The organism is Bacillus sp. C-3-6, from assembly GCF_054509685.1.
The window spans coordinates 3,865,412-3,883,496 of sequence record NZ_CM137247.1 but is presented as its reverse complement, the minus strand read 5'-3'; the positions used below and the strand labels follow the sequence as shown (position 1 = coordinate 3,883,496).

At 35.7% G+C, this 18,085-nt stretch carries 23 protein-coding genes; 19 read left to right on the top strand and 4 right to left on the bottom strand.

Translation table 11 applies throughout. The annotated features are described in order from the left end of the window. Positions 1-4 precede the first annotated feature (4 nt). The 10 genes from ACW0JX_RS19800 to ACW0JX_RS19755 all read left to right on the top strand — a co-directional run bounded on the left by ACW0JX_RS19800 (position 5) and on the right by ACW0JX_RS19755 (position 7,566). The gene (locus ACW0JX_RS19800) at positions 5-1,531 is read left to right on the top strand and encodes a sodium-dependent transporter (RefSeq protein ID WP_000450088.1); all 1,527 of its coding nucleotides are present in this window, start codon (positions 5-7) and stop codon (positions 1,529-1,531) included. Beyond that, complete coding sequence (locus ACW0JX_RS19795) at positions 1,531-1,629, top strand: methionine/alanine import family NSS transporter small subunit (RefSeq protein WP_000016826.1); 99 nt, start codon at positions 1,531-1,533, stop codon at positions 1,627-1,629. Before ACW0JX_RS19800 ends, ACW0JX_RS19795 begins: the two co-directional genes overlap by 1 nt. Positions 1,630-1,744: 115 nt before the next feature. Further along, the gene (locus tag ACW0JX_RS19790) at positions 1,745-2,365 is read left to right on the top strand and encodes a stage V sporulation protein AA (protein WP_016080389.1); all 621 of its coding nucleotides are present in this window, start codon (positions 1,745-1,747) and stop codon (positions 2,363-2,365) included. Further along, positions 2,358-2,774, top strand: a complete 417-nt coding sequence (spoVAB, locus tag ACW0JX_RS19785) for a stage V sporulation protein SpoVAB (protein ID WP_000572941.1) — start codon at positions 2,358-2,360, stop codon at positions 2,772-2,774. The genes ACW0JX_RS19790 and spoVAB overlap by 8 nt, the downstream gene beginning before the upstream one ends. A 14-nt stretch (positions 2,775-2,788) precedes the next feature. Next, positions 2,789-3,247 carry a stage V sporulation protein AC gene (spoVAC, locus tag ACW0JX_RS19780; protein WP_089171719.1) on the top strand — a complete coding sequence of 153 codons (459 nt, stop codon included), beginning with the start codon at positions 2,789-2,791 and terminating at the stop codon, positions 3,245-3,247. 13 nt (positions 3,248-3,260) lie between these two features. After that, the gene (gene spoVAD / locus ACW0JX_RS19775) at positions 3,261-4,277 is read left to right on the top strand and encodes a stage V sporulation protein AD (RefSeq protein WP_001241140.1); all 1,017 of its coding nucleotides are present in this window, start codon (positions 3,261-3,263) and stop codon (positions 4,275-4,277) included. Between the two features lie 3 nt (positions 4,278-4,280). Beyond that, positions 4,281-4,631, top strand: coding sequence for a stage V sporulation protein AE (gene spoVAE / locus ACW0JX_RS19770; RefSeq protein WP_000345907.1), 351 nt, complete (start codon positions 4,281-4,283; stop codon positions 4,629-4,631). A 5-nt stretch (positions 4,632-4,636) separates the two neighbouring features. Next, positions 4,637-5,206, top strand: a complete 570-nt coding sequence (locus ACW0JX_RS19765; RefSeq protein WP_001254416.1) for a stage V sporulation protein SpoVABEA — start codon at positions 4,637-4,639, stop codon at positions 5,204-5,206. Continuing rightward, on the top strand, positions 5,193-6,665 hold the full coding sequence (gene spoVAF, locus ACW0JX_RS19760; RefSeq protein ID WP_000165595.1) for a spore germination protein SpoVAF: 1,473 nt from the start codon (positions 5,193-5,195) through the stop codon (positions 6,663-6,665). The genes ACW0JX_RS19765 and spoVAF overlap by 14 nt, the downstream gene beginning before the upstream one ends. Positions 6,666-6,762: 97 nt before the next feature. After that, entirely contained in the window at positions 6,763-7,566 is an 804-nt protein-coding gene (locus ACW0JX_RS19755; protein WP_003271593.1) for a Cof-type HAD-IIB family hydrolase, read from the top strand. Positions 7,567-7,597: 31 nt separating this feature from the next. Here the strand turns inward: ACW0JX_RS19755 and ACW0JX_RS19750 are convergent, their stop codons facing one another. Next, positions 7,598-8,464, bottom strand: coding sequence for a DUF1002 domain-containing protein (locus tag ACW0JX_RS19750; RefSeq protein WP_000850513.1), 867 nt, complete (start codon positions 8,462-8,464; stop codon positions 7,598-7,600). 187 nt (positions 8,465-8,651) lie between these two features. Between ACW0JX_RS19750 and ACW0JX_RS19745 the strand changes: the two genes are divergently transcribed. Next, on the top strand, positions 8,652-9,089 hold the full coding sequence (locus ACW0JX_RS19745; RefSeq protein ID WP_016080395.1) for a peptidylprolyl isomerase: 438 nt from the start codon (positions 8,652-8,654) through the stop codon (positions 9,087-9,089). Positions 9,090-9,547: 458 nt separating this feature from the next. Then, entirely contained in the window at positions 9,548-9,916 is a 369-nt protein-coding gene (gene ribT, locus ACW0JX_RS19740; RefSeq protein ID WP_025118450.1) for a GNAT family N-acetyltransferase RibT, read from the top strand. A gap of 20 nt (positions 9,917-9,936) precedes the next feature. Here ribT and ACW0JX_RS19735 read toward each other — a convergent pair whose 3' ends face one another. Then, positions 9,937-10,455 (bottom strand): DUF309 domain-containing protein, encoded by a 519-nt coding sequence (locus ACW0JX_RS19735; protein ID WP_000283610.1) that lies wholly within the window; start codon positions 10,453-10,455, stop codon positions 9,937-9,939. 99 nt (positions 10,456-10,554) lie between these two features. Further along, complete coding sequence (locus ACW0JX_RS19730) at positions 10,555-10,650, bottom strand: YjcZ family sporulation protein (protein WP_000510194.1); 96 nt, start codon at positions 10,648-10,650, stop codon at positions 10,555-10,557. 169 nt (positions 10,651-10,819) lie between these two features. On the opposite strand from ACW0JX_RS19730, the gene scpA reads away from it, so the two are divergent. From scpA to ACW0JX_RS19700, 6 genes are all read left to right on the top strand, one after another. Then, the gene (gene scpA / locus ACW0JX_RS19725; RefSeq protein ID WP_001199751.1) at positions 10,820-11,563 is read left to right on the top strand and encodes a segregation/condensation protein A; all 744 of its coding nucleotides are present in this window, start codon (positions 10,820-10,822) and stop codon (positions 11,561-11,563) included. 158 nt (positions 11,564-11,721) lie between these two features. After that, complete coding sequence (gene scpB, locus ACW0JX_RS19720; RefSeq protein WP_000375171.1) at positions 11,722-12,294, top strand: segregation/condensation protein ScpB; 573 nt, start codon at positions 11,722-11,724, stop codon at positions 12,292-12,294. A gap of 79 nt (positions 12,295-12,373) precedes the next feature. After that, the gene (locus ACW0JX_RS19715) at positions 12,374-13,276 is read left to right on the top strand and encodes a ComEC/Rec2 family competence protein (protein ID WP_001214828.1); all 903 of its coding nucleotides are present in this window, start codon (positions 12,374-12,376) and stop codon (positions 13,274-13,276) included. A gap of 211 nt (positions 13,277-13,487) precedes the next feature. Continuing rightward, positions 13,488-14,630 carry an N-acetylglucosamine-6-phosphate deacetylase gene (gene nagA, locus ACW0JX_RS19710; protein ID WP_001987227.1) on the top strand — a complete coding sequence of 381 codons (1,143 nt, stop codon included), beginning with the start codon at positions 13,488-13,490 and terminating at the stop codon, positions 14,628-14,630. 4 nt (positions 14,631-14,634) lie between these two features. Further along, entirely contained in the window at positions 14,635-15,423 is a 789-nt protein-coding gene (gene nagB / locus ACW0JX_RS19705; RefSeq protein ID WP_001024208.1) for a glucosamine-6-phosphate deaminase, read from the top strand. Further along, entirely contained in the window at positions 15,353-16,084 is a 732-nt protein-coding gene (locus ACW0JX_RS19700) for a GntR family transcriptional regulator (protein WP_014894892.1), read from the top strand. The genes nagB and ACW0JX_RS19700 overlap by 71 nt, the downstream gene beginning before the upstream one ends. Positions 16,085-16,157: 73 nt before the next feature. Here the strand turns inward: ACW0JX_RS19700 and ACW0JX_RS19695 are convergent, their stop codons facing one another. After that, positions 16,158-16,964: a Cof-type HAD-IIB family hydrolase gene (locus tag ACW0JX_RS19695; RefSeq protein WP_000594250.1), complete on the bottom strand. Its 807-nt coding sequence runs from the start codon at positions 16,962-16,964 to the stop codon at positions 16,158-16,160. 165 nt (positions 16,965-17,129) lie between these two features. Here ACW0JX_RS19695 and glcT point away from each other — a divergent pair, with 165 nt between their 5' ends. Continuing rightward, positions 17,130-17,978, top strand: coding sequence for a glucose PTS transporter transcription antiterminator GlcT (gene glcT / locus ACW0JX_RS19690; protein ID WP_001067322.1), 849 nt, complete (start codon positions 17,130-17,132; stop codon positions 17,976-17,978). Positions 17,979-18,085: the final 107 nt, after the last annotated feature.

The window sequence follows — 18,085 nt, the reverse complement described above, 5'->3', positions numbered from 1 at the left end:
AAACATGGAAACGAGGCAACAATGGGGAACGAGAGCTGGATTTATTTTCGCAGCGGTCGGATCTGCCGTTGGATTAGGAAACATATGGCGTTTTCCTTATACAGCGTATGAAAATGGAGGAGGAGCATTCTTTTTACCGTACTTATTTGCATTATTAACGACTGGTATTTCATTGTTAGCGTTTGAGTTTGCCCTTGGTCATCGTCATCGTGGCTCAGCACCACTTACATTTTTCCGTATTAGCCCGCGTGCAGAATTTATTGGATGGTGGCAAATGTGCGTAACATTTATCGTTTCAACATATTATGCAGTGATTATTGCTTGGTCTATATCGTATACATACTTTGCAATTACTGGAGCATGGGGAAAAGACACGCAATCATTTTTATTTAAAGAGTACTTACATGTTGCAGATAAGCCAGGACAATTTGGAGGACTTGTACCGGAAGTATTAATTCCGTTAGCTCTCGTTTGGATTATTGTGCTTGGCGTTGCATTTAAAGGAGTTAAAAAAGGAATCGAAGTTGTTAACCGTATATTTATTCCTTTATTAGTTGTTATGTTCCTTATTATCGTCGTTCGTGCAGTGACGATGGAAGGTGCTATGCAAGGACTAGATGCATTCTTTAAACCAGATTGGAGTCGTATTTTTGATGGGAAAGTATGGCTTGCAGCTTATGGTCAAATATTCTTTAGTTTATCTTTAGCATTTGGAATTATGATTACGTATTCTAGTTATTTACCGAAAAACTCGGATACAACAAATAATGCCTTTATTACTGGATTTGCAAATTCAGGATTTGAATTATTAGCAGGTATTGGGGTCTTTGCAGCTCTTGGATTTATGGCAAATAATATGGGAGTACCGGTTGATAAAGTAGCAAGTGCTGGCGTTGGGCTTGCGTTCGTAGTATTTCCCCAAATTATTAATGAATTGCCGATGTCACCGTTGTTTGGTGTTTTATTTTTCTTATCGTTAACGGTTGCTGGAATTACATCACTTATTTCACTCGCGGAAGTATGCTTTGCCGCTGTATCTGAAAAATTCAGTTTAAGTCGGGAAAAAACTATTGGAATTATGGGAACCCTTCTCGTGTTAGTTTCTCTTGTTTTTGCAACACGTGGTGGACTTATGTTCTTAGATGTTGTCGACTATTTCGCTAATAATTTCGGATTAATTACAATTGCACTTGCGGAAGTAGTTACGATAGGGCTCATTTTACGCCGTTTACCAGTTTATCAAAATCATGCAAACTTTGTATCTGATATTAAATTAGGAACGTTTTGGAGAGTGAGTTTACTCGTTATTACTCCGCTTATGTTAGGGTATATGCTAATTGATGGTACAATCCAAAATATTAAAAAGAACTACGGAGATTATCCGACTGAGTTTGTTGTAACGTATGGTTGGTCGATAGCAGCAGCATTCCTCATAGTTGCAATAATCATTGGCCTGAAAAAATGGGATGCACAAATTCATTCGGATTCTGCCAAGCTTGAAAAAGAATGGAAAGATCGAGGTGTTTCATAATGAGTGGATCAGCGATTATGATGATGGTTATTGGAATAGTAGTCATTTGGGGAGGGCTTGCATTAAGTATTGCAAACTTATTTAAGAAAAAGGCATAAGTAAAAAACATCTGTACCAAAATGGTGCAGATGTTTTTTTATGAAAAAATTGTATTAGAAAAAAATTCAATAACCATACTACAACTACGAGGAAGAGTGAAGGGGTGAATGAAAGTTGGAACAAACGATTTATATTAAAATGCGCAATCGTTTAAAAGTTTCTCCTACTTATGAAGTAAAGCTGGGTGATGTTGCTCAACTTGCCGGAGATTCTTCCGTAGTTGAGTTGTTACAAAATGAGATAGTTTACAAAATAACAGCGCATGATAAGACGCATGTTGTAATTGATGTTATGAAAGTAATTGAGATTATTCAACAGAAAGCATCTCACGTACAAATTAATTTGCTCGGTTCCGGACAAACTCTTGTTGAAATTATATACGAAAAAAAGAAGGCACACCCAGTTTTTTTCGGGCTTGTATGGCTTTTACTTTTCATTGGAGCAGCTCTTGCAATCATTTATTTCCATGAGGATGTAAGTATGCAACAAGTACATCAACGGTTATATTACATGATTACTGGAGAATTTAATGCACAACCACTTTTATTTCAAATTCCTTATTCTGTAGGTCTTGGTTTAGGGATGGTTCTATTCTTTAATCATGTATTTCAAAAACGAATTAATGAAGAGCCGAGTCCGTTAGAAGTTGAGATGTTTCAATACCAACAGTCACTTGATCAATATGTAATCGTTAATGAAAACAAGGATAATATGAAACAACTTGCCGATGATTGAGTCTGGGTTTGTTATTTTAATTGGTTTAGCTGGAGGGATAGCGGTAGGTAGCGGATATGTCGCATTTTTAGCTGTACTTGGTATAATCCCCCGTTTAGCTCAATTAACGAGAAGTGGAAAGCATATTCAATATTTTGAGTGGGCAGTCATTGCAGGTACTTTAACAGGGGCTTGGTGCAGTTTGAAAAACATTACACTTCAAACGTCGCAATATTGGCTCGTTATATTAGGGCTATTTTGTGGTACGTTCATTGGAATGCTCGCTGCGGCATTAACAGAGGTGTTAAATGTTCTACCTATTTTAGCTAAACGAGTAGGGGTAGAGGGGAAGATTATTGTTTTACTCGTTGCTCTTGTGCTTGGGAAAGTAATAGGATCGTTGTTCCACTGGATTTATTTCGTAAAGTAGGAGGCAGTATATAAATGACAAGTCAGAAATTGAAGGATGATTACATAAATAAAGTGAAGGAGTATCATCCAAAGCCAAACTATTTACTAAATTGTATCAAAGCATTTCTTGTAGGTGGACTCATTTGTACAGTTGGAGAAGTATTGATGAAATTTTATATACATTATTTTCACTTCAGTGAACAAGAGGCAGGAAACCCAACTGTTGCAACTCTTGTTTTATTATCCGCGATTTTAACGGGGTGTGGTGTATATGATAAAATCGGTCAATTTGCTGGAGCAGGATCAGCGGTACCGGTAACAGGATTTGCAAATTCTATGGCAAGCGCTGCTTTAGAACATAAGAGTGAAGGGATTGTTCTAGGGATTGCGACAAATATGTTTAAACTGGCAGGAAGTGTGATTGTATTTGGGGTTGTTGGTGCATATCTCATTGGGTTAATAAGGTATACCTTTAAAATTTTTATGTCTTAAAGGAGGGGCTAGTATGAGGTTGACCGGAAAACAAACGTGGGTATTTCAAAACGACATATATGTGAATGCAACGGGTACTGCTGTCGGTCCGAAAGAAGCTGAAGGCCCTCTTGGAAAAGATTTTGATATTTCATATGATGACTTGCATTGTGGAGAGGAAAATTGGGAGCTCGCCGAACGAAGATTAATGTCAGACTCAATTCAACAAGCAGTGCAAAAAGGGAATATAAAAACATCGCAAATTGATTTCTTTTTAGCGGGAGATTTATTAAATCAAACAGTGACAGCAAATTATGTTGCGCGTCAGTGGGGCATTCCTTTTTTAGGAATGTTTAGCGCCTGTGCGACGTCTATGGAAACTTTAGCAGTTGGCTCAGCTTTTATAGACGGTGGATTTGCAAATCGTGTCTTAGCTACAGTAAGTAGTCATAATGCAACGGCTGAAAGACAATTTCGCTATCCAACAGAGTACGGTGGGCAAAAACCAGGGACAGCAAATTCAACTGTGACTGGTGCAGGATCTATATTAATTAGCAATGAAAAAAGTGCAATTAAAATTACGGCGGCTACAATCGGAAAAGTGCAAGATTTAGGAATCACAAATCCTTTGGATATGGGGGCAGCGATGGCTCCAGCAGCAGCTCATACAATTCAACAGCATTTTGAAGATTTAAGAAGAAGTGCCGATGACTATGATTTGATTGTTACGGGTGATTTATCAGCTGTTGGGACACCGATTGCAAAACAACTTTTACTTGAGGAAGGTTACGATCTTGGACATATATACAATGATTGCGGATTAATGATTTATGAATCAAGTCAAGAAGAAGTGTTTGCAGGTGGTAGTGGTTGCGCTTGTTCAGCAGTTGTCACATATGGCCATTTATTACACGAGATGCAAAAAGGGAATTTACAACGAATTTTTGTCGTTGCCACTGGCGCATTATTAAGCCCGATAATGATGCAACAGAAAGAAACGATTCCAACAATTGCACATGGTGTCGTATTTGAGAGAGTTAAAGGAGAGTGAATTGTGGATTTTATATATGCATTTCTTGTAGGTGGAGCTATTTGTGTAATTGGGCAACTATTGTTAGATTTCGCAAAGTTAACACCAGCTCATTTAATGGCAACTTTTGTAGTCATCGGAGCAATTTTAGATGGATTTGGATTGTACGATAAATTAATAAAGTTTGCAGGTGCTGGAGCAACAGTCCCTATTACAAGTTTTGGACATTCACTATTGCACGGAGCAATGCATGCAGCAGAAAAACATGGATATTTAGGAATTGGTATTGGCATGTTTAGTTTAACGTCTGCGGGCATTTCCGCAGCGATATTGTTTTCGTTTTTTATAGCACTTATATGTAAACCGAAAGGATAAATCAAATGAGACGAAGGGTTGTTTTGGTCACAGATGGAGATGAATATGCAAAGCGGACAATTGAGCTTTTAACGAAGGAATTTGGGGGAAGGTGTATTTCAGCATCACAAAGTAATCCAACCAAATTGACAGGGAAAAAAGTTGTTGAGCTTATTATGCAAACGCCATATGACCCTGTATTTGTCATGTTTGATGACAGTGGATTTATTGGAGAAGGATCTGGTGAAAAGGCTTTAAAATATGTAGCTACCCATAAACAAATTGATGTGCTCGGTATTTTAGCGGTAGCGTCTAATACGCATCATTGGGAATGGGCACGTGTAGATGTAAGTGTAGATCGGAACGGAAATTTAACCGAATACGGTGTTGATAAATTTGGACTTCCAGATGGTGAAATTGGCAGAATTAGCGGAGATACAATTTATTGTTTAGATGACTTGAATGTTCCTGTCATCGTTGGAGTCGGTGACATTGGTAAGATGTGCGGGAATGATGAATGGGAGAGGGGATCACCTATTACTAGAAAAGCGATTCAATTAATTTTGGAAAGGAGTGGTTTTTATGACGAAGCCTAAAAAAGTGGATATCCCTATATCAACTTTCATAAGTGATAATGAAAATTATTTAAAGCAGACAGTTGGACTAGGCGTTACATACGATGTTGGCATTCGTAAATTTCAAATTTTGAATAAAGAAATCGGTGTGTTATTTGTAAACGGACTTTGTGATACAAATTATATTATCCCTATTTTAGAAGAAGCGGTGGATACAAATGAGATAAGGGATGTAGAAGAAGATACAGTGAAGCTTTTAGAGAATCGCTTAATCCATCAACAAGTAAGCAAAGTGAAAACGATGGATGAGGTAATGCTCCAAGTATTATCAGGGCTCATTGTGATATTTGTGGAAGGTGAAACGGAAGCGTTCGCGATTGATGTTCGTAGTTATCCAGGGCGAACACCGACAGAACCAGATACCGAAAAGGTAGTACGCGGTGCGAGGGATGGATTTGTTGAAAATATCGTTGTAAATACAGCGTTAATTCGTAGGAGAATTCGAGATCCACGACTTCGAAATGAAATGGTTCGAGTAGGAGATAGATCACAAACGGATATTTGTATTACATACGTTCAAGATGTTGCAAATCCAGATTTAGTAAAGATTATAAAACAAGAATTAAATAACATTGATGTAGATGGAATTACGATGGCGGATAAAACAGTAGAAGAATTTGTTGTAAAGCAAAGCTATAACCCATTCCCGCTTATTCGATATACAGAAAGGCCAGATGTAGCAGCAAATCATCTACTAGAAGGACATGTGTTAGTACTTGTTGACACATCGCCAAGTGCTATGATTACACCGACAACATATTTTCACCATTTACAGCATGCAGAAGAGTTTAGACAAAATCCAGCTGTCGGTACATTTTTACGCTGGGTGCGCTTTTTAGGTGTTATATTCTCGTTATTTTTATTACCATTTTGGTTAGTGTTTGTATTTGATCCAACTCTTTTACCAGCAAATCTTGCTTTTATTGGACCGACTAAGATGACGCATTTACCAATCCTATTACAGGTGTTAATGGCAGAGGTCGGACTTGAGTTTTTAAGGATGGCTGCTATTCATACTCCAACCCCATTATCGTCTGCAGCAGGGTTGATTTCCGCCATATTAATTGGTCAAATTGCAATTGATGTAGGTTTGTTTGTACCAGAAGTAATTTTGTATGTAGCGGTTTCGATGATTGGTGCATATGCAACACCGAGTTATGAATTAGGATTAGGGAATAAGGTTGGGAAATTGTTTGTTATTATTTTAACAGGTCTCTTCCATGAGATGGGATTTGTAATTGGTATGACGATATTAATTTTATTTTTAACGTCTATAAAAAGTTTACAAACACCTTATTTATGGCCGTTTTTACCATTTGATTGGGGCGCGTTAACAAAAATTTTACTCCGTCCAACGATGTCTAGTTTAAAAGTACGACCAAGTATTGTAAGACCTCAAAATGTAAAAAGACAAAAATAAACGGGATTATACACCCGTTTATTTTTTTTAGTAAAAATTTATTGTTTTTTAACAAAAATCAAACATTTTTTGTGTACACTTAGAGTAGATATTGTGTATGGAAGGGGAAGAGGACATGATTAAATTATTTGTAAGTGATTTAGATGACACGCTCGTTTACGATGTGAATCATATGCAAAAAGAAGATGAACGTGCGCTGTGTTGGTTAGCTGAGAAAGGGACAAATATTTGTTTTGCCTCTGGCCGCTTTACACACAGAATTGATGAAGTTGTAAAAAGGTTTTCATTCCCATATTACACAACTGGCTTAAATGGAGCGACAATGTTACTTCCAGATGGGAATTTATTTCATGAATCGAGTTTTGAAAATACGGTTGCCCAGGAAATATATCGATATATACATAAAAAAGGACTAGCGGATATTGTTTGTGCAAATGAGCAACGATATACAAAAAGGAAAAATGAACATCACCATAATTTTGAAGCGTATATGGGCGTGCATATCGCTGAAATTGAAGCGTTAGAAGAAGAGTTTGGTAAGACTGTACACCCTGCAAAATTGTTTGTTTTTGGAGAAGAAGAGAAAATTGTGACGTTAGATCAAGAGCTACGAGATATGTTTCAAGGCGAAGCGGAAGTTTTTATATCAGGTAAACGCTATGTTGATATTATGCCAAGAGGCGTGAGTAAGGGGAGTGCTCTAAAGCGACTAATGGACCATTTGCAAATTGAAGCAAATGAAGTTGCTTGTATTGGAGATTCCTTCAATGATATTTCTATGTTTGAAGTAACCCCGCATTCATTTACTCTTCATCATGCCCATCCATATGTAAAGGAGAAAGCAAATCATATAGTGCGTTCGGTTGAAGAGGCTGTTATGAAATTACCGTTACTTGTATAAAAAAGAAGCCCGTCACTGGCGGGCTTCTTTTTTACTTGAATAAAGATTTAACAAAATCAATGATACTTGAGAAGAAATCTTTCACTTTATCTAGAAAACTTTGTCCTTCTTCAGATCCTAAAAAGGCAGAAACGTGTTCTTTTGCTTTGTTTAATTGACTACCAACTTGATTCCAATCGATATTAAGATTCTTCATTTTATCAAATAACGCTACTAGGTTATCTAACTGTTCATCTGTTAATGTAATGCCGAGTTGATCAGCAATTTTTTTAATTAATGAGCGTAAATCTTCTGTTGTTTTTGGCTGTTCTTTTGCAATTTCTTCTTTAATTTTTGCAACAAGTTGAACTGCTTTTTCTTCACCAATTTTATCACCAAGCTGGGCTGTTTGTACCATTTCTTCATTCGCTACTTTTTTAACTTCTTCCGGAATTGGTTTATTGGACGCAGTTTCATATGCTTTCATTAATCCAGTTAAAGCTGCAGTTCCTGAAACTTTAAAAGGTGCAGTAATTTGAATTTCTGCATCTTTTACACCTGCTGTAATCAAAGCGTTAGTGTACATTGCATCTGTTACCCAGTTAATGTTCTTTGATCGTACAATAAGACCAGATCCTGGTTTTGTGTATGTAATCATAGAAGAAGAAATTGCTCTCGTACCAATTTGTGCTTTTGGAACAATGCCTTCTAGAAATTTATGTTCTTCCGCATTAGATACAGTGATAATTGTAGCATCTTTCGGTGCTTTCATTTCTTTTAACAGATCTTGTTTTTGTTGTTCGGATAAGTTCTCTCCTAGTGTAACAATTGATTCTCCCTCGATGATGTCTGCAAATGAAGCTGTTGGCATCATAAATACCGTTACAGCTAATAGCAGAGCTAATAATTTCGTTTTCACGAAAAACCGCTCCCTTTCTCTTTCTAAAATTTTCGGGCAACAAAGTTATTATAGTATATATTTCTTATTTGTCACCTAGCTTTTTCCACATTTCAAAAAAGAAGTATCTAGATTGTCGGATTCTTTTTGTTTCTAGTCATGAATGTGGTAATATAGTGCTGAGATAGTTGAAAGGAGACATATACATATGAAAACTTTAGGATACATATTAATGGAAAACGGTGAAAAAATCGAATTGGAATTTTTCCCAGAAGAAGCGCCAAAAACAGTAGAAAACTTTAAAAAATTAGCAGAGCAAGGATTTTATGACGGTGTTACATTCCACCGTGTTATTCCTGGCTTCGTAAGCCAAGGTGGAGACCCAACAGGTACAGGTGCTGGTGGTCCAGGTTACTCTATTCCATGTGAAACTGATGGAAACCCTCATAGACACCTTGTAGGATCACTTTCTATGGCTCACGCTGGCCGTAACACAGGCGGTAGCCAATTCTTTGTTGTTCATGAGCCACAGCCACATTTAGATGGCGTTCATACTGTATTTGGTAAAGCAACAAGCGGTATTGAAACAGTATTAAAAATGCGTCAAGGCGATGTAATGAAAGAAGTTAAAGTTTGGGAAGAATAAGGTAAGGGAAAAGAGAGCTTTTGCTCTCTTTTTTATTTTTAATGAGATTGAGTACTTCTTCTACAGCATCATACAAGTAGTATTGTTGCTAAAATATATTGCTTGTGAGAACAAACCTTTAACAAATTACATAGAATACATTACATTATATGTTTCCACAAATACTTTTTGTTATATTAATTTTGCTAGAATTGTGCTGCTTTAGGGTAACTATGAATGAAGTGATGTTGAATGATATGTTTCTTTTCATTCTATATAAAATTTTCTTTTTTTCACTCTATTTATTAAAGGAATAGTGCTGAAACATAGATTTGACTTTCTTCTTTTCGCTTTGTATGATTATCAAGTTGTTTTAGACTCTTCTCACTCTGTTGAAAATATTGTAAAATGAATGTGATATGAAAAGAGTGATTGAGGGGATTACTAGTTTGTAACTTTTGTGAGAAGGGATAAGGGTTATGTTAATTCGTTTTAAAAAAAGTTATGAAAAAATCGCAATGGGGCTTCTTTCGTTTATGCCAACTGAAAAAGATTTGAAAACATTACAATTGACAATGAAAGAATATGAAGCAAAAGATGATTGGCAATTGTATTTGTGGAAAGAAAATGAAGATTTTGTTGGAATAATGGGGATTGTAAAAAAAGAGAATCAAGTATTAGAAATTCAGCATTTAAGTGTAAATCCGTCTCACCGTCATGTGGGGATTGGAACGAAGATGGTTCAAGAGTTAAAGAGTAAATTTCTTGAGTTTACAATTTGCGGAAATGAGCAAACAGCAAGTTTTTGCGAAAAATGTAAAGGGCTAGAACAAAATATACATTCGTGAAAGCAGGGATAAGTAGTTTATTATCTCTGCTTTCTTTTTTGTAATTGTTCGTTTCGTTCAGTAATGACCTCTGTGCGATCACGCAAAGTGTGCTTGTGTATAATATATTCACTTGGAATAGCATTCAAGTCTTTCCAAGAGAGGTTTTGTTTTTTGCATAACTCTATGCACTGCTTCTCTAACAATGGATCTGATAAGGGTAAAAATAAAGGTACAAAACGTTCTTTTTTATGGATAGATTGCAATCTTTCATTGAGCAAGGAAAGAAGTTGTACTTGATTAATTCCTAAACGTTGTAAAGACACACCGCTTTTTTCTAAAATTGTGATTGCGCTTTTCATCATTTTTGTGGAACCATTCCAGTTAGCACGTCTTTGGTGGTATAAAGAAACTGCAATTTGAATGAGACCAACTAAGTAATGATCACGATTTCCTCTTGGTTTTGTCTTCCAGTACTCTTCTAGTATTTCGTGGCATTCAAAATAGTCGTAATCTCCTTGGAAATGAATTAAAAATTGTATGTATTCGGTAGGATACATGTTTTCTCGCCCCTATCTAACGGTTATACATATAAGTGTATCATAGAAATATGAACAATAAACGACTAGGAGATTTCCCCCTAGCCGTTATTGTTCATATTAGCAGAAGCAAGCTGCTCCTACAATAATTAGCAAAATAAACAGTACAACAAGTAATGCGAACCCACCGCTAAAACCACAATCAACGTGACCCATAGTTTTTTGACCTCCTACATTGTTCTTACTACACTGTTATCATATGAAGTGGTGGGCATGATGACATAGGCATCGGTCTATTTTTAATTAAATTTCTTAAAAAGGTTGGATAGAACATGAGTATGCTCTATACTTATGTTGTTATAGAAAAAATGTGGTGGGATGCTTTGTGCAATATAATTTTAAAGTAGAGGCTTTTGAAGGGCCTTTAGATCTATTGTTACATTTAATACATCGTTATGAAATTGATATATATAATATTCCTGTAGCAGATATTACAGAGCAATATTTATCTTATGTGCATACGATGAAAGAACTGCAATTAGATGTTGCAAGTGAGTATTTAGTAATGGCCGCAACGTTATTACAAATTAAAAGTAAAATGTTGTTGCCGAAACATGAAGAAGATGTACTTGATAACGGTGATGATTTTATAGATGATCCTCGTCAAGAATTGATGGAGAGGTTAATTGAATATAAGAAATATAAGCAAGTTGCTACTGAGTTAAAAGAAAGAGAACAAGAAAGAGCACAGCTATATACACGTCCACCAATTGACTTTACATCGTTGCAACAAGAAGAAGAGACAAGCTTGCCTCTTGATGTTACGTTATATGATATGCTAGCGGCATTTCAAAAATTAATGCGCCGTAAAAAGGCAAAAAAACCTGTAACAACACGTATTACTCGTCAAGAAATACCAATTGAACAGCGAATGACTGATATTTTAAAGCAGTTAAAAATAAAGGGTGGTCGCCAAAGTTTTCATGATTTGTTTGTTGATGATGAACGTGAAATAATGGTTGTAACATTTTTAGCAGTTCTGGAACTTATGAAAAATCAACAAATCATAATTGAGCAAGAACATAATTTTGATGAAATTTTCGTATCAAGCTCTAATAAATCTGCATAGAGCAAGTATATGAAATTGGGATAGAAACACTTTATCTCATGCTATGTTTTAATGTATCGTTTGGAACAAGAGAAGAAATATTGAACCGAACGCATTGATTGTGATTCGGTTTTTTGATGTGTATTTTTATGGGAAAATAGAAGGAAGGAGCTCGTGAAATGGATAGGAAAGAACAAAAGTCAATTATTGAAGGCCTTTTATTTGTTTCTGGTGATGAAGGGATTTATCCAGAACAAATAGCGAAAGTTCTTGAAATTGAAATGAATGAAGTAATTAATATTTTAGAAGAAATGCAACAAGAATGTGAAGGTGCAAACCGTGGTTTGCAAATTGTACAGTATGCAAAAGTATATCGTTTTGCTACAAAGAAAGAACATGCTTCATATTATCAAAAATTAATAGATACACCAACAGCTGCTTCACTCTCACAAGCTGCCCTTGAAACGTTAGCGATTGTTGCATATCGTCAACCAATCACAAGGACTGAAATGGAAGAGATTAGAGGAGTTAAAACCGATAAGGCGTTACAAACGTTGGTTTCACATTTACTTATAAAAGAAATGGGAAGAGCAGAAGGACCAGGGCGTCCTATTTTATACGGAACAACAAAAGAATTTTTGGACACATTTGGATTGAAAACATTAGATGATTTACCGCCGCTTTCTGAAGAGAATGAACAAATGAATGAAGCGGATTTATTCTTCGGTTCCCTACAAGAGATATCGAAATAAAAGCTTAGCATTTTGCTAAGCTTTTTTTTGTATATCAATTATTTACAGTGCCATACTAAATGAAAAAAGGAGACGAGTTATGAGAGGTATGCGGATTATTCTATTATTAGTTTCTGTTTTATTATGTTTTTCTTTAAATAGCGCATCAGCTAAAAGGTATATGATGTCTATTCATACTACGTCTCCTTTACATATGCATCGGCAACATCTTAGTAAAATGAAAGTGAGCTTTTTAAAAGTGGGGCAAGGTGATGCAACACTTATCATAATGCCAAACGGACAAACAATGTTAATTGATGGAGGACCTTATGAAGCAGGAGAGGTTATTATTCAGAAATTAATTGAGAAAGGGATTAATCATTTAGATGTAATTGTCAGTACCCATCCTGATATGGATCATATAGGGGGGCTAATTCCAATTGTAGAGCAAATGCCGGTATCGCTTATATTAGATAGCGGAAAAACATATAGTTCTCTTACTTATCATACATATCGCAATAATATTAAAAAAAGAGGGATACCTTTCGTTTCAGTAAAGGAAGGACAATATATACCGCTGGATCCACATGTTTCTATACAAGTATTAAACAATGGGAAATCAAAAGATGAAAATAATGAATCCTCAATTGTTTTAAAGGTGCGATATGGAAAAGCGGATTTTTTATTAATGGGTGACGCGGATGTACGGACAGAACATGAAATATTAAAACAATTTGATGTACATGCAGATGTTTTAAAAGTGGGGCATCACGGCTCGTATACTTCAACAAGTGAAACGTTTATAAAAAAAGTGGAACCGCAGTTTGCTATTCTGTCTTACGGGAGTAGTAATCCGTATGGACATCCTCATCAAAGTGTAGTAAAACGCTTAAAAAGGCACGGTATAATGGTATATAGAACGAATAAACGTACAGTAGAAATAGAAACAGATGGTGAACATGTTATGTTAGAGTCTAGCGGGTTAATGCCATTGTTGAAGTGATTTCTATATTAGGGGTGGATACTGTCCCTTTTTGGAAAAATGAATAATATATATTATAATTATAAGGGACGTAAGAAATTTCCTTTTTTGTTGAATAAAAAGGAAATTTCATTAGAATGTATAGACAACTACTCGTGCATATATTAAGATGGAACTAGGCGAATAAGGTAATAATAACAAGTAGGTATTTCATGGGAAAGGATCGATGAAAATGAAAACGCAAATTGTCATCAATGCCAAAATTTACACAGGTCAAGAAATAGTGGAAAACGGATTTATCCGTTACGCAGAAACCATTAAAGAAATTGGTTTGATGGCTCAATATGTACCACAAGAAAATGAAACTGTTTTTGATGCTACAGGGAAGATTGTAATTCCAGGTATGATCGATGTTCATATTCATGGTGGATACGATATTGATGCGATGGATGCAAATAGCGATGGGTTAGTAACTCTAGGTAAAGAAATGTTAAAAGAAGGGGTTACAACTTACTTCCCGACAACAATGACACAAGCTCCAGAGGCAATTGAAGCAGCGCTAACTGCTGCGAAAGAAGCAAAAGAAAAAGGAGCGCATTTCGAATATATTCACTTAGAAGGACCTTATGTTTCAAAGAAACGTGCAGGTGCACAACCACTTGAACATATCGTTCCTGCAAATATTGAGCAATTTAAACAATGGCAAGAAGCAAGTGGGAATTTAATTAAATTAGTAACATATGCACCAGAAGAAGAGGGAGCATTAGAGTTTGAACAATATCTTGCTGAAACTGGTGTAGTGGGCACAATGGGGCATACAGATGCAATTGATGCGCAACTAAAAAATAGAAAGATTACACATGCGACACATTTATACAATCAAATGCGTGGATTACATCACCGTGAACCAGGAGTTGTTGGTCATGTGTTATTAAATCCAGATGTAATGGTTGAAGTAATTACAGATGGTATTCATATTCACCCTGATATGGTGAAATTAGCATATAAGTTAAAAGGACCGAAAAAAGTAAGTGTTATTACTGACGCAATGCGCGCAAAAGGTCTTGAAGATGGATTATATGAGCTTGGCGGACAGCCGGTACATGTAAAAGATGGTAGTGCTCGATTAGAAGATGGAACGTTAGCTGGTAGTATTCTAAAAATGGATCAAGCTTTCCGAAATGTAATTGAATTTACAGGTTGTTCAATCGAAGATGCAGTACTGATGACATCAGTTAACCAAGCAGAAGAGTTTGGATTAAATAATAAAGGTGCATTAGCAGTAGGAAAAGATGCAGACTTTGTTGTGATGAATGAAGATTTACATGTATATGATACGGTTCGTTTAGGAATTCATATGAAGGAAGGGAAGTAATTAAATGAATATTCTTGTTGTAAAAACTCCAGAAGAACTAGCCGAAGCAGGTTATAAATTAATTGAAGAAGTTGTAAAAACAAAAGAAAATCCAACATTAGGAATGGCTACAGGAAGCTCTCCATTAGGTATTTATGCAGAAATGCGAAAAAATAAACTTGATACAAGCCGTGTAACCACTGTAAACTTAGATGAGTACGTAAATTTACCACATGAAGATAAAAACAGCTATCACTATTTCATGCAAGAACAGTTGTTTGATCATCTTCCATTTAAACAAACTTATGTACCAAACGGGATGGCAAGTGATTTAGAGGAAGAGTGCAAACGTTACGAGGGCATTCTAACTGCTAACCCAGTTGACCTACAGATTCTTGGAATCGGTGAAAACGGTCACATCGGATTTAATGAGCCAGGAACACCGTTTAATTCTCCAACGAACATTGTTGAATTAACAGAATCTACACGCCAAGCAAACCTTCGCTTCTTCGAAAAAGAAGAAGATGTGCCAACTCATGCGATTACAATGGGAATTGGAAGCATTATGAAAGCGAAACAAGTTCTACTTGTTGCTATGGGTTCTAAAAAGGCAGAAGCTGTTAAAGAATTATTGCAAGGTGAATATAGTGAAGAGTGTCCGGCTACAGTTTTACAACGTCATCCGAATGTAACCGTAATCGCAGATCAAGAAGCTCTATCTTTATGCAGTGAGGCGATTGCTGATGAACATCGACAAGTATTCACCATTTCCGATCTATTATCAGATTCAAGAGTGGGTGAAACAGCTAATTGAGGACGGCGAATGGAAGCCGGGAGATAAAATCCCATCTGAGAATGAACTTTGTGATAAGTTCGAAGTGAGTCGTATGACAATCAGACAGGCGATTAATAATTTAGTGGAACAAGGCTATTTATATCGGAAGCGTGGAATTGGAACATTTGTCCAACTTCCGAAAGTGGAACAAAAATTGCAAGGAATGACGGGATTCACAGAAGATATGATTTCTCGTGGAATGAATCCAAGTAGTCAATTACTTAGTTTCCGCCTAGTTCCAGCTACTGCTAAAATAGCAGACCGGTTGAGAATACAGGAGGGGGAATCGGTTTATGAAGTGAGGCGTATTCGCTTAGCTGATGATGAACCGATTGCTTTTGAGACGACATATTTGTCGCCAGCTCTTGTAAAAGATATTAACGAAGAGATATTGCAACAATCTTTATATGAACATTTAGAGAAAAAACTGGGCTTTAAACTTGTTAGCGCTACTCAGTCAATTGAAGCTTCTGTTGCGACGGAAAATGAAGCTGAACATCTGCATATTCCTAAAAAGGCGCCTGTACTTGTAATGCGTCAATGGTCATATTCAGAAGGTGAGATACCGCTAGAGTACGTGAAATGTATTTATCGTGGAGATCGTTATAAATTTATTACGAATATCGCACGTAACAAATAGTATATTTCAGTTTGTGAAGTACAGTCGAAATGAAAATGGATAACATGTAAAGAAATAAAAATACGACTCATCCTTATAAGGAATGAGTCGTATTTTTATTATGAGCAATTACGTGGTTAACAGCATCTTTGACGTGATTTACTACATAGTGAGCGTGTTTTTTTACTGCATCATCTGCTTGCGACATAGCAAAACTGTGAGGAGTTAAAGAAAACATAGGAATATCATTGTAAGAATCCCCTATACAAGCAATTTCCTCAGGTTTTATTTGAAACTCATTTAATAAAACAGAAATGGCAGAGCCTTTACTAACATTCGGTGGCATTACATCTAAACATTGTTCTGCTGAGATGAAAGTACTAACTTTCCCGTGGAATTTTTCATCAATTTTTTTTTGAAGGAGTTGTAAGCTCTCCTTTGTTCCACCGACAGAAATTTTATTTGGGAAAATTGTATCATCAATCTTCTGTAGTAAGTTTGGTTCTTCAACAGAAGTCATTGTTACTTGTTGTTCAAGTTCTTGAATAAAAGGTGTTTTCTCTTCAATGTAATAATTATGCTCATCACTTACATAACGGAAATAAGGATTTTCATTCGTCATAGCTAACAAATCGGGAAGTATGCTGGAATCAAAAGTTGCAGATAATAGTTGTTTATTTTCATGTGTATATACAAAAACACCATTTACACTAATACGATGAAAATTTGTATTTACAGCTTTCATTAAGTCTGCAATTTCATTATCAAGTCTTCCAGAAGCGAAGCAAAGAATAACATTTTGCTCGGCGAGGCTGCGTAGTGCCGCAACATCTTGTTCATCAATAAGACCTCCGTGTTGCATCATTGTACCATCGATATCACTTACAAACATTTTAATCATGCTGTTATCTCCTTTCTATGTACAGTTGCTCTTACATTATACGCATCATATATAAACATGTCTAAAAAATGAATTTTTATTAAATGGCAGATGTTTTACATTGACGACAAAGAAGAATATTCTGTAACATAAAAGTAGGCTATTTAAGTACGAGGGTGGTGTTATATGAATAATTATCTAGAAATTAAAAAAGTTTTAAATAATAATGTCATCATTGCTAGCCATCCTGAACACGAGGAAGTAGTAGTGATTGGTAAAGGAATTGGATTTGGGAAAAAAGCGAAAGATGTATTGGAGCAAGAACAAATCGAAAAAATGTTTGTCTTAAAAAATGAACGTGATCGTGAACAATATAAATTATTAGTGCCGCATGTTAGTGAAAAATTAATTGAATTGATGAACGATATTATGCTGTACATTCAAGAAAAAGCGAAATCTCCACTAAATGAACATATTCATATTGCGTTAACAGATCATATTTCATTTGCAATTAAAAGGTTAAAACAAGGACTTACAATTGATAATCCTTTTTTAGTTGAAACAAAAATGCTCTATCCAGAGGAATATGAAATTGCGGAAGGTGTTGTAGAACTTTTAAATTCTCGTTTGCAAATTACATTGCCAGAAGGAGAAATTGGTTTTATTGCACTTCACATTTACAGTTCGCTTACAAATTCTGATTTATCTTCAGTTAATCAAAACTCCCGTCTCATTGCACAACTTGTATCTTTAATTGAGACAAACTTAGAAATTACATTAGATCAAGAGAGCATTCATTATTTACGCCTTATTCGTCATCTTCAATATGCTATTGAGAGGGTGAAAAAAGGAGAAAAAGTAGAAGAATCGCAAAGTTTTGCTGATTTATTAAAGGCGGAGTATCCAGTTTGCTATAACGTAGCTTGGAAGCTAGTTAAGGTCATGCAAAAAGAGTTGCAACTACCTGTATATGAAGCTGAAAGTATTTATTTAACGATGCACTTGCAACGCTTAGTCAAGGCAGAGCATGTGTAATAAGTCATATATTTTTGTCTAAAATGAAAACGTTAAAAAAAATGATTGAATCGCTTACAATAGTTATGTATAATAACTATTGCAAAGTTATACAAATTTCGACAAAC